Source organism: Streptomyces koelreuteriae (assembly GCF_018604545.1).
Classification (GTDB): domain Bacteria; phylum Actinomycetota; class Actinomycetes; order Streptomycetales; family Streptomycetaceae; genus Streptomyces; species Streptomyces koelreuteriae.
The window spans coordinates 7,022,168-7,036,097 of the sequence record NZ_CP075896.1; the positions used below are offsets into that span (position 1 = coordinate 7,022,168).

Consider the following 13,930-nt stretch of genomic DNA (forward strand, 5'->3'; position numbering starts at 1 on the left):
GCATGGCCGGGACCCGGGTGAAGGCGCGGGGCGAGTCGGTGCTCGCCGGGCGGTTCGCGATCTTCGCCGAGTGTCTGCTGACCGGGGTGTGGATCGCGGTGGCCTCGTTGGGGGTCGTGACGTATCCGGCCGCGTTCGCCGCGGGTGCGCGGCATCTGCGGCGCCGTACCGCGCACGAGGGCGGTGGGTGGCGGGAGTTCGTCGCCGACTTCCGTACGGCTCTGCGCGGCGGGTGGCTCGCCGGCCTCGCCGGGTGGGCGGCGGTGGCCGCGGTCTGGGTGGACGTCCAGGCGGCACGGGCGGGGATTCCCGGCGGGCCGCTCGTCGGGGCGGTCGGGGTCGTCGCGCTGATCGCCTTCGTCGTGGCGGGGCTGCGCGCGGCGGCGCTCTGGGAGCCGGGGGAACGGTGGCGGACGCTGCTCGCGGCTGCCTGGCGCCGGACCTTTCTCGACCCCGCCGGGTCCTTCCTGATCATCGCCGGGCTGGCCGTGGTGGCCCTGTCCGGCTGGTTCGTCGCGCCGCTGGCGGTCCCCGTTCTCGGGGCCGTCGCGGCGGCGGCCGTCGCCGTGGAGGAGCGCTACCGGCACCGCTGACCGGCGGTGCCCTCACTCCAGGCAGGCGCCCCGGGCGCCGTACCTCTCAGTGTCATGCCCCTGACCGGATCAGCCACGCGGAATCGCTTCCCGCACGGACCTTCCCGCACGGACCTTCCCGCACGGACAAGGAAAGGCAGCATCTCTATGTCTCCCATCCCCCGCAGGTCCCTCCTCAAGGCGGCCGCGGTCGCCGGAGCCGCCGCCCAGTTCAGCTGGGCGCTGGGGGCGCAGAACGCGCAGGCCGCCCCCGGCCCCGAGCCCGCCGACGCCGACCCGGTGACCCTCGACTGGCTGGAGGACGGCGGACTCGGCGCGGCCCCCGGCTCCACCGTCGGCGTCCCCTGGCCCAAGGGCGCCTACGAGAAGGACCAGACCTTCGCGCTCACGGACGCGGACGGCAAGGCCGTTCCCGTGCAGTCCTGGCCGATCGCCTACTGGCCCGACGGCTCCCTCAAGTGGACCGCGCACGCGGTCGGTTCGGGCGGCGGCAAGCTCACCCTCGCCGCCGGCACCCCCGCCGCCCCCGAGAAGAAGGTCACCGTCGACAAGAGCGGCGGCACCATCGACATATCGACCGGCGTCATCACCGCGAGGATCGGCAAGTCCGGGTCCACCATCGTCAAGTCGGTCACCCGCGGCTCGACGGAGATCGCGAAGAACGGCCGGCTCGTGCTCATCCGCCAGCCCGAGATCGAGGACGAGGACCAGGGCGCGGTCAAGACCGAGCGCTTCGACGGCGCCATCTCCAAGGTCGAGGTCGAGCAGGCGGGCCCGGTCCGCGCGGTCGTCCGCATCGACGGCAAGCACCGCAAGGGCGGCCGCAGCTGGCTGCCCTTCTCGATCCGGCTCTACTTCTACGCGGGCGCCGACTCCTTCCGCATGGTCCACACCCTCACCTTCGACGGCACCCAGGAGCCCGCGAAGGCGAGCGGCGACTTCATCCGCGGACTCGGCGTCCGCTTCCAGGTGCCGATGCGGGACCAGGCATACGACCGGCACATCCGCATCGGCGGCGACGGCACCGGCCTGCTCCGCGAGGCCGTGAAGGGCATCACCGGACTGCGCCGCGACCCCGGGGCGGCGGTGCGTACGGCCCAGTTCGAAGGCAAGAAGCTGCCCGACCCGGCCACCTGGGACCAGCGGGTCACCACCCGCCTCCAGTACATCCCCGAGTGGGGCGACTACACCCTCTCCCAGCTCTCCGCCGACGGATTCACGCTCCGCAAGCGGACGAAGAAGGGCCACGGCTGGATCGGCGCGGGCGGCGGGCGGCGCGCCAGCGGCTTCGGATACGTGGGTGGTGCGAGCGGCGGGTTCGCCTTCGGGCTGCGGGACTTCTGGGAGAAGTTCCCCGCCCAGCTCGACATCCGCGACGCCCAGACCGACACGGCCGAGGTCACCCTCTGGCTCTGGTCACCCGAGGCACAGCCCATGGACCTGCGCTTCTACCACGACGGCATGGGCCAGGACACCTACCCCGAACAGCTCGAAGGCCTCAACATCACCTACGAGGACTACGAACCCGAGTTCGGCACCCCCTACGGCATCGCCCGCACCAGCGAACTCCTCTTCTGGGCCCACGACTCCACGCCGAGCGCCGAGGCGACGGCCCGGCAGGTGGCGGCCGTACGCACTCCGCCGCAGCTCGCCGCCCCGCCCCAGCAGCTCGTCAAGGCCGGCGTCTTCGGCAAGCTGTTCTCCGCACCGGACCGCTCCACCAGTGCCAAGGCGAAGATCGAGGACCACCTCGACTTCCTCTTCACCTACTACAAGGACCAGGTGGAGCAGCGCCGCTGGTACGGCTTCTGGGACTACGGCGACATCATGCACAGCTACGACCCGAGCCGCCACCAGTGGTGCTACGACGTCGGCGGCTACGCCTGGGACAACTCCGAGCTCTCGCCCGACCTGTGGCTCTGGTTCGCGTACATGCGCTCCGGGCGGGCGGACATCTTCCGCTTCGCCGAGGCCATGACCCGGCACACCGGCGAGGTCGACGTCTACCACCTCGGCAAGTGGGCGGGCCTCGGCACCCGGCACGGTGTCCAGCACTACGCCGACAGCGCCAAGCAGCAGCGCATCGCCAACACCACCTATCGCCGCTACTACTACTTCCTCACGGCGGACGAACGCGTCGGCGACCTCATGCACGCCAACGTCGACTCCGACGAGACCTTCCTCGTCCTCGACCCCATCCGCAAGATCCGCACCGAGCCCTACACCCCCGACCGCAACGCCCTGTCCATCGGCTTCGGGACCGACTGGAGCGGTCTGGTCTCCGCCTGGCTCACGGAGTGGGAGCGGCGCGGCCCCAAGTGGGAGAAGGCCAAGGCGCGCGTTCTGTCCACGATGGAGACCATCGCCGCCCAGCCCAACGGCTTCGTCCAGGGCAACGCGCTGTACGACCTGGACACCGGCAAGTTCGCCGTCGCCAAGGACGCCAAGGTCAGCGTCTCGCATCTGTCGGCCATGTTCGGCCTGGTCGAGCTGTGCGCCGAGCTGATCGACCAGGTCGACATGCCGAAGTTCAAGGAGGCGTGGCTCGACTACTGCCGCTACTTCAACGCCACCAAGGCCGAGCAGAGGGCCCGCTACGGCTCCGACTTCGGTTCCCTGCTGCTCTTCCAGGGCCACTCCCGCCAGGACGCCTACGCGGCCGTCCTGGCGGGCGACGACAAGCTGGCCGCCCGGGCGTGGCGGCAGTTCTACAACAGCGCCGACACCTGGGACTACAAGGAGTCCACGGACTGGTCCACGAAGAAGATCGAGGGCCCGACCGGCCTCGTCCCCGGCAGCGAGGCGGCCTGGGTGTCCACCAACGCCACGGCGCTGTACGGCCTGGCGGCCATCCAGAACCTGGCGCTGGTGGGCGACAAGATGCCGTAGCCGGTCCGTGGGAGACGGCTAGTTCATCCTCCCGAGGACGTCTCGCACTCGCCGGACGTCCCTGATCCGCTGCTCGTACGTCGCCCCGAGTGCGAGCAGCAGGAGTCCGGCGAGGGCGGGAGGCGCCCAGCGGGGGAGCGCGCCCGTCACCTGCACGACGTACGGGGCGAGTTCGTGCAGTGTGACCAGGGCCAGCACCGAGCCGCCGAGCACCAGCGGCGCCTGGAGGTGATGCCGCGCTCCCAGCAGGGTGACCAGCAGGGCCGCCGTGCCCAGCAGCAGCGGTCGCGTCCAGTGCGGGTCGGCCCAGGCCGCGACGAGGCTCGGCAGGAGGGTGGCGGCGAGTCCGGGGCCGTACGCCGTCCAGGAGGACGCCCCCGGATCGCGGCGCCGGCGCAGGGCGCCGACGAGCAGCGCGGGCACGGTCACCGGGAGCGTGTAGGCCTCGGGTGTGCCGATGTCCCAGGCGGCCAGGCGTACCCAGGCGGCCAGCACGAACAGGGCCGTGGCCGCGTAGCCGACGGGACGGCGCCCCGGACGCATCGCCGTGCCCGCGGCGATCACTCCGCACAGGGCCAGCACCAGGGCGAGCAGCGGCGGATCGGTGACGGCGAGGCCCACGGCGAGCAGGCCGGTGGCAGCTCCCACGCACTCGACCGGCACGGTCGCCCGGTGCTCACCGAGACGCGCCGCGAGCAGCGCGGCGGCCACGGGGACGGCCAGGACCAGCAGGGCGGTGGGGGCCGGCGGCCAGTCCATGGCGGCACCGGTCGCCGAGGCCAGGGCGGCGGCGTACCCGAGGGCGGCCGGAGCCGTGACGGGGGCGACGCTCGCCTGCCATGAGGCCGCGGCGAACAGCCCCACCAGCACGGACAGCACCACGAGGGTCGCGGTCTGGGAGGCGAGAGCGGTCAGGGCGAGGCTGACGGAGGTGACCAGGGCGAGGACGAGGGCGGTGAGTTGCGCGGCAGGCACCGCCTCCTTGCGCACATACAGCGCGGCCGCCGTCATGACCCCGAGGACCGCCATCCCCGCGACGTACGGAATCCCGAGCACCGCCGGAAGCATCAGGACCGTCGCCCAGAGCAGGCCCAGCGCGCCGAGCCGGGCCCGCGCACACCACGGCTCCGCGCGGATCGCCAGGGCGAGAACGGCCGCGACGGCCACCAGCACGACGGGAGCCGTCACCGAGTCCGGAGGCCAGGGCGCCTCGACGGCCACCGCGGTACGGGCGTCCGAGGGAGCGCCGCTCCACACCCGGCCGACCCAGCCGGCCGGTCCCAGCAGCACCACGGTGACGACGGGCAGCGTCCACAGCAGCGCCAGCGCCTGTACGACACCCGAGGCCCAGGCGAACCCGTGCCGTATCGCCTCGGGCAGCCGCCCGGTCGTCATCGCCGCCAACAGGGCGACGCCGAAGGCCAGATGGGCCGGAACCGCCCACTCCGACGGCAGTCCGGAGCGAGCCACCCCACCGAACGCGCCCACGGTGAGCAGCCCCGAGGCGATCGCGAGACCGAGGGAGTGCCGCGTGCCCGGGCCCCGCCAGGACGCGCCCAGCGCGATGACCGCCGCGAGCAGGAGAAGCCCCCCGGCTCGGGCAGCGGCGCCCGGACCGTCCGCCGTCAGCGACAGCCAGCCGGCGGCCAGGACGCCCCAGCCGCCCATGCCGTACGCACCCACGACAGCGGCGATCCGCACGGAACCGGTCGCCACCCGCAGCGCCGCCACCGTGTCGAGCCCGGCCGTCACCAGCAGCGCGGCCGTGATCAGATACGGGCCCGCGTCGGCGGCCAGGGCCCACAGCAACAGCGGGAACTGGGCCGCGGCCAGGGCGGAGGGCAGGGGCAGCCGCAGGGCGGCCGTCGCCGGAAGCAGGCCGTACGCCGACCAGATCACCGCGAGCACCGCTGCCGCGGCCGCCGCGTACCCGGTCCCGTCCGTCCCGGTGAGGGCGGCCTCGTGCAGCGCGTACGCGTCCAGGACGGTCAGGGCGAGCCCGAGCCCCGCCACGGACTCGGCCGTCGACCGCAGCCCCCGCTTCAGCAGGAGCACGGGCCCGGCGAGTGCGGCCAGCGTGACCGCGCCGAGCACCAGCGCCCGCCCGGTGATGCCCATATGACCCCAGCTGACCAGCGTGAACACCGCAGCCGCGAGCGTGAGCAGCACACCGCCGAGAACCAGGAGGACGTTCTGCACGCTGGGCGCGGCGGTCTCCGGGCGGGGCGGTGCCGTGGGCGACCAGGCCACCGGCAACGGCTGCTGGGCCCGTCGCAGGGTGGAGACCAGCCAGGCGCGACGGGTCAGCAACTGGGCCCTGCGGGCGTCCAGTTGCCGCAGTTCGGCGTCGAGGAGCCGCAACTCCTCGGCCGGGGGCGGAAGGTGTGTCATGCCTGGCAGTGTGGTCCGCGTCACCTCGTACGGCATGAGTGCGGATACTCAGCCGCGTACTCAGCCAAGCCCCCCACCAGGAGTGGGCACACTGCGGGCATGGACTGGAACCACTACCGCTTCCGCAGCCTGTGGCCCCTGGCCGCGCCGCCCGCCACCGTGTACGAGGCGCTGGAACGGGCCGAGGGCTACCCCCGCTGGTGGCGCCAGGTCCGGCAGGTGACCCGGCTCGACGAGACCACCGGCACGATCCGGATCCGCTCCGTCCTGCCGTACGACATGACCTTCACGGCACGGGAGGTGCGGCGCGACCCCGAGGCCGGTGTGCTGGAGACCGCCCTGTCCGGGGACATCGAGGGCTGGGCACGCTGGACGGTCACGCCGCTCGGGCCGGGCAGTCTCGCGCGGTACGACCAGGTCGTGAGCGTGACCAAGCCGCTGCTGCGGAGACTCGCCGTACCGGGACGGCCCGTCTTCCGCGCCAACCACACGCTGATGATGCGGTCCGGGCGGCGCGGACTGGCCAGGCACCTCGAAGCGGTTTGAAGGAAACGTGCCGGGGCCTGTATTGTTCAGTGCGTTCCCGGGCGATTAGCTCAGTGGGAGAGCGCTTCGTTCACACCGAAGAGGTCACTGGTTCGAACCCAGTATCGCCCACCGGAAACAGCCGGTCCGTCTCAGACGGACCGGTTTTTTCATGCCCGGACGCCCCGGGCCAGATGCTCAGGCTGCCGCAGGCAGGTCCGGACGCAGGGGCCAGGCCGGGTCGACCGACTCCTCGACACCGCTGCGCGCGAACCACGCCTGGAGGCCCCGGGCCTGCGCCGCGTGCCACACCGCCTGAAGGGTGTGCAGTTCGCCGGGAGCGAGCCGCTCCAGCCGGGACGCGAACCGGCGGCCCACCGCCCGCGTGACCTCCAGCGCCGCCACGGCGTCGGCCGCCGCGTCGTGCGCGCCCTCCAGCGTGACGCCGTAGTGCGCGCACAGATCGGTCAGCGTGCGACGGCCCTTGCGATAGCGGTCCAGGTGCTTGTCCAGGACCCTCGGGTCGAGCACGAGCAGCGGCGCCGGCTCGAACCAGCGGTCCAGCGCCGAGGCACGGTGGCGGCGCAACTCCCGGTCCAGCAGGGTCAGATCGAACGGCGCGTTCATCACCACGACCGGACGGCCGGCATGCGCCTGCTCGGCCAGCACCTCCGCTATCTCGTACATCACCGGCGCCGGCCACCGGCCGTTGCGCTGCAGGTGTTCCTCCGTCAGCCCGTGCACCGCCGTCGCCTCGGCGGGCACCGGCACACCCGGGTTCACCAGCCAGCGGCTGACCCGCGGCCGGACGCCCGGGGCGTCCTGGACGACGACGGCCGCCGACACGATCCGGTCGGTCTCGACGTCCACGCCCGTCGTCTCCGTGTCGAAGGCGGCCAGCGCCCCCTCGTACCAGCACGTCGTCATAGCCACACAACCCCTCGTTCACCTTCGGCAGTTGACGCACCGTCCGCTGCCCGATTCGGTGATACCCGGGCTGTTTGCGTACTACGCCGGAAGGAGACAACAGGAGTACGGGTCGTCGCAGTTCAGCGGCCCGCACGGGGACTCATCTGTTCTGGAAGGCTGTTGGCCATGGCCATTGCGCAGCCCGAACGGGGCGGGCTGCTGCCCGAGCGCACGGCTCCCTCCCGCGGCACCCTCGCCACCACCGCCTGCATGGAGACACTGCAGGTCGGCTATCTGCACGCCGTCGCGGCGGCCGCCGGCTGCTCGCTGTCCCAGCCCTTTCCCGACAACGGCATCGACTGGCACGTCAGCCACAGCGCCCCCGGGCACACGGTCGACGACGAGGTCACCATCAAGGTGCAGCTCAAGGCCACCTACCAGGTGCCGCCCAACCCGCCCGGCCGCACCTTCTCCTTCACGCTCGACAACGCCCACCTGGCGAAACTCGCCCGCACACCCGTGTCGGTGCACAAGATCCTCGTCGTGATGCTGGTGCCGCGCTCCCAGGACGACTGGCTGCGCGCCGGACACGACCGGCTCGACCTCAGGCACTGCTGCTACTGGACCAACCTCGCCGGCCAGCCCATCACCGGCCGCAGCCGCACCACCGTGCGCATACCGACCGCACGCATCTTCGACGACCGGGCCCTGTGCGAGATCATGACGCGGGTCGGGACGGGAGGGAAACCGTGACGCACCGCCCGACCGAGGAGCCACTGAGGGCCGTGCGGCCCCACCCCGTCGACTCCTGGAGCGGCCCGCCGCCCGAGCCCCGCGACGTCGACCCGGCCGTGCTGAGCGCCCTGCTGCGCCGGCACGGCTGGCTGCGGCGCGGCGGCGCCCCCGGACGCTACGGCCGCTGGACCCCGCCCGGCCCCGGCGCCGGCGGCACGAGCCTGCTGGTGCCGGAGACCCGCGCCTTCCCCGACAGCGACGACCTGCTCGGCGAGGCCCTGCTCGCCCTGTCCCGCAGCGGCTCGCCCTCCGCCCGTGAGGTCCTCGTCTCCCTCGCCGTGCCCAGCGACGAGATCCGCTGGTGGCACGACGTCCCCGCCGGGCCCGCCGGAGCGGCGTCCTGGATCGTCGAGGACGGGCTGCGCACCGCGGCCCGCCGGATGCTGCTCGCGGCGGCCCTCGCCGCACGCGCGCGGGCCGGCTATCACGGCGCCCGCCATCGCCGCTCCGCCGCCGCGTCCCTGGAGAACGTCCTCGTCGGCTCCGCCGCCGACGGCCGGCTCACCGCCTTCGTGCCCGTCGCCGACGGCCGCCCCGTGGCCGTACGCCTTCACCAGGCGCTGTACGCCGCCCGGGAGGCCATCGACTACCAGCGCGCCACGGGCGGCATGGACGCCTTCGACGCCGCGGTCGAGGCAGGGGTGAGCCATGAGCTCACCGAGGCGCTCGTCGCCCTGGTCCGGGGCACGGAGGGCGCCCGGATCGCCGTCGCCTGGGCCCCGGCGGCCGGGGTGCCCGAGGGGTGCGCGTCCTCCACCGAGCCCGTCGAGTTCTCGCCCGGCGACCTGCCGGTCCTGCGCGAGGCGGGCGCCCGCTATCTGCGCGAGGAACCCGCCGTGCCGGTGCGGATCACCGGAGCGGTGGTGCGGCTGCGCAGGTCGGGGCCGCGCGGCGAGGGCACCGTACGGCTGCGGGTCCTGGCCGGCGCCGAGATACCGAACGTCCGGATCACTCTTGACGAGGAGGGCTACCGGATCGCCGGGCACGCCCACCTCGTCGGACTGCCGGTACGGGTGCAGGGCCGGCTGGAGAGCCGGGGCGGCTTCCGGCGCCTCACCGGCGCCCACGGCGTCGTACCCGTGCAGGTCGACGACGCCGAACGGGACCGGCTGATGAAGGCGCTGCAGGAGAACGCCGGGATGGCGGCCTTCTTCGAGGAGGCCTGCGGAGGAGACGAGGGGGACCGCGAGGACTGATTTCGCGGTCGGCGGCCCGGGGTCGGTACGATCCATACTCGTGCGCGCTCCCGTACGGCGCCGCAGCCCCACCTTCAGTCAGGAGAAGACCGGTGTCAGACGTCCGTGTGATCATCCAGCGCGATTCCGAGCGGGAAGAACGCGTGGTGACGACGGGCACTACGGCCGCCGAGCTCTTCGCCGGCGAGCGCTCGATCATCGCCGCGCGCGTGGCCGGCGAGCTCCGGGACCTGTCGTACGCCCTGTCCGAGGGCGACGAGGTCGAGGGCGTCGAGATCTCCTCCGAGGACGGCCTGAACATCCTGCGCCACTCCACCGCGCACGTCATGGCGCAGGCCGTGCAGGAGCTCTTCCCCGACGCCAAGCTCGGCATCGGCCCGCCCGTCAAGGACGGCTTCTACTACGACTTCGACGTCGAGAAGCCGTTCACGCCCGAGGATCTCAAGGCCATCGAGAAGAAGATGCAGGAGATCCAGAAGCGCGGGCAGAAGTTCGCCCGCCGCGCGGTCACCGACGAGGCCGCCCGCGAGGAGCTGGCCGGCGAGCCGTACAAGCTTGAGCTGATCGGCCTCAAGGGCTCCGCCTCCTCCGACGACGGCGCGGACGTCGAGGTCGGCGCCGGCGAGCTGACGATCTACGACAACCTGGACGCCAAGACCGGCGAGCTGTGCTGGAAGGACCTCTGCCGCGGTCCCCACCTGCCCTCCACCCGGAACATCCCGGCGTTCAAGCTGATGCGCAACGCGGCCGCCTACTGGCGCGGCAGCGAGAAGAACCCCATGCTCCAGCGCATCTACGGCACCGCCTGGCCCACCAAGGACGAGCTGAAGCAGTACCTGGAGTTCCTCGCCGAGGCCGAGAAGCGCGACCACCGCAAGCTCGGCAGCGAGCTGGACCTGTTCTCCGTCCCGGAGCAGATCGGCTCCGGCCTCGCCGTCTTCCACCCCAAGGGCGGCATCATCCGCCGGGTCATGGAGGACTACTCGCGCCGCCGCCACGAGGAAGAGGGCTACGAGTTCGTCTACACCCCGCACGCCACCAAGGGGAAGCTCTTCGAGACCTCGGGCCACCTGGACTGGTACGCCGACGGCATGTACCCGCCCATGCAGCTCGACGAGGGCGTGGACTACTACCTCAAGCCCATGAACTGCCCGATGCACAACCTGATCTTCGACGCGCGCGGCCGGTCCTACCGTGAACTGCCGCTGCGCCTCTTCGAGTTCGGGACCGTGTACCGCTACGAGAAGTCGGGCGTCGTGCACGGCCTCACCCGGGCCCGCGGCTTCACCCAGGACGACGCGCACATCTACTGCACCCGTGAGCAGATGTCGGAGGAGCTCGACAAGACGCTCACCTTCGTCCTCGGCCTGCTGCGCGACTACGGCCTGACCGACTTCTACCTGGAGCTCTCCACCAAGGACCCGGAGAAGTTCGTCGGCTCGGACGAGGCCTGGGAGGAGGCGACCGAGACGCTGCGCCAGGTCGCCGAGAAGCAGGGGCTGCCCCTCGTGCCCGACCCGGGCGGCGCCGCCTTCTACGGCCCGAAGATCTCCGTCCAGACCAAGGACGCCATCGGCCGCACCTGGCAGATGTCGACCATCCAGCTCGACTTCAACCTGCCGGAGCGCTTCGACCTGGAGTACACCGGCGCGGACGGCGCCAAGCAGCGCCCCGTCATGATCCACCGCGCGCTGTTCGGCTCGATCGAGCGCTTCTTCGCGGTGCTCCTCGAGCACTACGCGGGCGCCTTCCCGGCGTGGCTGGCCCCGGTCCAGGCGGTCGGCATCCCGATCGGCGACGCGCACGTCGAGTACCTGGAGAAGTTCGCGGCGGCGGCCAAGCGGAAGGGTCTGCGCGTCGAGGTGGACTCCTCCTCCGACCGCATGCAGAAGAAGATCCGCAACGCCCAGAAGCAGAAGGTGCCCTTCATGGTCATCGCGGGCGACGAGGACATGTCCCACGAGTCCGTGTCCTTCCGCTACCGCGACGGCTCGCAGGAGAACGGCATCCCCTTCGACGAGGCGATCGCCAAGATCCAGAAGGTCGTCGAGGAGCGGGCGCAGGTCTGATCACACGGCACATGGGCCCCCGGGGAGATCCCGGGGGCCTTTGCCGTCACCCCAGCTCGACGCCATATGCTGCACTGCATGACGAGTGAGCCGGAGCAGCAGCTGGGAGTGGGGACGCAGGACGCGTTCCAGCGTCTGTGGACGCCCCATCGGATGGCCTACATCCAGGGCGAGAACAAGCCGACCGGCCCGGGTGCCGGCGACGGCTGCCCCTTCTGCTCGATCCCGGCCAAATCCGACGAGGACGGGCTGGTCGTCCGGCGCGGCGAGCAGGTCTACGCGGTGCTCAACCTCTATCCGTACAACGGCGGCCACCTGATGACCGTGCCCTACCGGCACGTCGCCGACTACACGGACCTCACGGCGGGGGAGACCGCCGAACTCGGCGAGCTGACCAAGCAGGCGATGACCGCCCTGCGCACCGCTTCCGGCGCGCACGGCTTCAACATCGGCATGAACCAGGGCACGGTGGCGGGCGCGGGCATCGCGGCCCACCTCCACCAGCACATCGTGCCCCGCTGGGGCGGGGACACGAACTTCATGCCGGTGGTGGGACATACGCGGGTGCTGCCGCAGCTCTTGGCGGACACCCGGAAGATGCTGGCGGAGGCCTGGCCGTCGGCTTAGCCTGCGGGCAGTCGTGCCTCCCCCAGTGCCTCAAGGGCCTGGGCGGTGCCCCCAGGGCGGCACGGGTGGGCGCAGGCGGCACCCCGCAGCGCCGGGTTGCGCACCCACCCCGCCTCAGCCGCAGCGCAGGGCGACCTAACAACTAGGCATCGTAGACATCCGCCTTCTTCGGCGAAGCCTCCTGCACGGCCCCGCTCAGCGCCGCCGACCTGGACCCGAACTTCTCCACATCCACCCCGTTCTCCCGCAGCACCTTCAGCGCCGCCGCATGCACCGTACGCAGCACAGGCGTAGCCGCACGCAACGCGTCGTCGGCCATGAAGCGGTGCCGCCACGGCTGGTCGGCCCACGAGTGCCGCAGACCGAACGGCTCCGGGAGCGTCAGACTGCCGCCGAGCCAGTTCAGCAGCGGCGGGTACCAGGTCAGCGGGGCGCGCGCGGCCAGCCGTACCACCTCGTCGGCGTCGATCAGGGGGAGCTTCACGGTGCGGGTCTCCCAGAAGCGGAGAGCCTTCTGCACCGCCTTCTCCTTGGCCGCGGGCTTCTCGTTGAACAGGGGGTTGACCGGCCCCAGCGCGTGCCCGGTGACCTCGATGCGCAGGGTGTCGTGCAGCACGGTCACCGTGATCAGCATCGTGATCACCAGATGGCCGTCCCAGAGGGTCCACTGCACACCGAGGTAGTGCCGGTCGCCGCTGCCGAACTGCTGCTTGTTGCAGATGTCCTGTATGGCGTGCGTCCGGACCGTGTACGCGTCGACGTCCGTGCCGCTCGGCCGGGACACATCCGTCGCCTTCTCGCCGATCGGGGTGACGATCCAGTGCGTGATGGACGGCTTGGGGAAGCCGCCGGTGTTGATGGACGTGCGCTCCAGCATGCCCAGGCCGCCCTGGATCGCCACGATGACGTCCCAGCTGCGGAAGGGGTGGAACTCCTTGTCCGGGTCGGCGGAGACCAGCTCCTCGGCCAGCTGCCAGCTGCCCCAGCGCGTGCCCATGCCGAGTATGCCCTTGGGGCCGGCGTAGAAGACCGAGTTGGACCGCTGCTCGGCGCCGAGACGGGCCAGCTCCTTGCGGACCTGCTCGGCCGCGTCGCCCGGGTTGCCCGGAACGGCCTCGGGGATCTTGGCGCCCACGCCGCCGCCCGACAGCAGGCTCGACCAGCGCTCCCGCAGGTCACGGGCGGTCCGCTCGCAGATCTGCTTGGCCCAGAACCAGCCGACGACCGGCATGATGATCGCCGCGCGCGCGTACCAGGCCCAGAATCCCGTGAAGGGCATCTTGATCAGGAACAGCACGGCGAGCGCGCCCACCGCGACCAGCAGGGTCGTGGCGAGGGCACCGGCGCGCTTGTCCTCGCGCTTGGCCATGGTGGTGCGCAGCGTGAACACCAGCAGCCACACGAGGAAGCCCGGCAGGAAGAGCACCCCGCAGATGACCGTGATCGCCGAGAGCCAGTTGTCGCGGTCGCGGCGGATGCGGTGGGCCGCCAGGCAGTGCTCCACGACGACCTGGGGTTCGATGCCGAAGGACTGGATGACGGGGGCGCGCCCGGCGCCCAGCATCCGGTCGATGACGGCGCGGGAGAAGGCCTCGCCGAACCTGGGACGGAAGATCTTCGCCCAGGGACGCGGTGGTTTCACCTTCGACTGGTGCCACTCGTTGTCGGCGTTCAGGATCTTGGTGACCTCGTCGTCCCGGTACGCCGCCGCGGCCAGTGCGTAGGTCGCCGCCGTCTGCCCAGCCGAACCCGCCAGAGGCACCTGGGCCCCCGGGCTGAAGTCGAATCCGTCTGTCACTGCCGCCCCCATCGCTGCCGCATCCGCATCTGCGGCCTTCCCGACTTCCGCGCTCCGCACACCTGTTGATCAGGTCATCAGCGTATCCGCACGCGCCGACATCCGTCGGCGGGCGGCCGTCAAGCCGCCCGCCGGTGC

General features: G+C 71.8%; 10 protein-coding genes and 1 tRNA gene. 8 read left to right on the forward strand and 3 right to left on the reverse strand.

Features of this window, described 5'->3' with window-relative positions:
* Window positions 1–2 precede the first annotated feature (2 nt).
* Together KJK29_RS31695 and KJK29_RS31700 are read left to right on the forward strand one after the other, a co-directional pair.
* On the forward strand, window positions 3–593 hold the full coding sequence (locus KJK29_RS31695) for a hypothetical protein (protein WP_215122590.1): 591 nt from the start codon (window positions 3–5) through the stop codon (window positions 591–593).
* 147 nt (window positions 594–740) lie between these two features.
* The gene (locus KJK29_RS31700; RefSeq protein WP_215122591.1) at window positions 741–3,482 is read left to right on the forward strand and encodes an exo-rhamnogalacturonan lyase family protein; all 2,742 of its coding nucleotides are present in this window, start codon (window positions 741–743) and stop codon (window positions 3,480–3,482) included.
* Between the two features lie 18 nt (window positions 3,483–3,500).
* Here the strand turns inward: KJK29_RS31700 and KJK29_RS31705 are convergent, their stop codons facing one another.
* The gene (locus KJK29_RS31705) at window positions 3,501–5,909 is read right to left on the reverse strand and encodes an SCO7613 C-terminal domain-containing membrane protein (protein WP_215122592.1); all 2,409 of its coding nucleotides are present in this window, start codon (window positions 5,907–5,909) and stop codon (window positions 3,501–3,503) included.
* Between the two features lie 63 nt (window positions 5,910–5,972).
* Between KJK29_RS31705 and KJK29_RS31710 the strand changes: the two genes are divergently transcribed.
* Both KJK29_RS31710 and KJK29_RS31715 read left to right on the forward strand, forming a co-directional pair.
* The gene (locus tag KJK29_RS31710) at window positions 5,973–6,419 is read left to right on the forward strand and encodes an SRPBCC family protein (RefSeq protein WP_215122593.1); all 447 of its coding nucleotides are present in this window, start codon (window positions 5,973–5,975) and stop codon (window positions 6,417–6,419) included.
* Window positions 6,420–6,458: 39 nt separating this feature from the next.
* Window positions 6,459–6,530 (forward strand) — tRNA-Val (locus tag KJK29_RS31715).
* 66 nt (window positions 6,531–6,596) lie between these two features.
* Here the strand turns inward: KJK29_RS31715 and KJK29_RS31720 are convergent.
* Entirely contained in the window at window positions 6,597–7,325 is a 729-nt protein-coding gene (locus KJK29_RS31720) for a 3'-5' exonuclease (protein ID WP_215122594.1), read from the reverse strand.
* Window positions 7,326–7,493: 168 nt separating this feature from the next.
* On the opposite strand from KJK29_RS31720, the gene KJK29_RS31725 reads away from it, so the two are divergent.
* From KJK29_RS31725 to KJK29_RS31740, 4 genes are all read left to right on the forward strand, one after another.
* The gene (locus KJK29_RS31725; RefSeq protein ID WP_184597254.1) at window positions 7,494–8,060 is read left to right on the forward strand and encodes a DUF4365 domain-containing protein; all 567 of its coding nucleotides are present in this window, start codon (window positions 7,494–7,496) and stop codon (window positions 8,058–8,060) included.
* Window positions 8,057–9,298, forward strand: coding sequence for a hypothetical protein (locus KJK29_RS31730; protein ID WP_215122595.1), 1,242 nt, complete (start codon window positions 8,057–8,059; stop codon window positions 9,296–9,298). Before KJK29_RS31725 ends, KJK29_RS31730 begins: the two co-directional genes overlap by 4 nt.
* 92 nt (window positions 9,299–9,390) lie before the next feature.
* Window positions 9,391–11,367: a threonine--tRNA ligase gene (thrS, locus tag KJK29_RS31735; RefSeq protein WP_215122596.1), complete on the forward strand. Its 1,977-nt coding sequence runs from the start codon at window positions 9,391–9,393 to the stop codon at window positions 11,365–11,367.
* Window positions 11,368–11,433: 66 nt separating this feature from the next.
* Entirely contained in the window at window positions 11,434–11,994 is a 561-nt protein-coding gene (locus KJK29_RS31740) for an HIT family protein (protein WP_215122597.1), read from the forward strand.
* 142 nt (window positions 11,995–12,136) lie between these two features.
* Here KJK29_RS31740 and KJK29_RS31745 read toward each other — a convergent pair whose 3' ends face one another.
* On the reverse strand, window positions 12,137–13,804 hold the full coding sequence (locus tag KJK29_RS31745) for a hypothetical protein (protein ID WP_215122598.1): 1,668 nt from the start codon (window positions 13,802–13,804) through the stop codon (window positions 12,137–12,139).
* Between the last annotated feature and the right edge of the window lie 126 nt (window positions 13,805–13,930).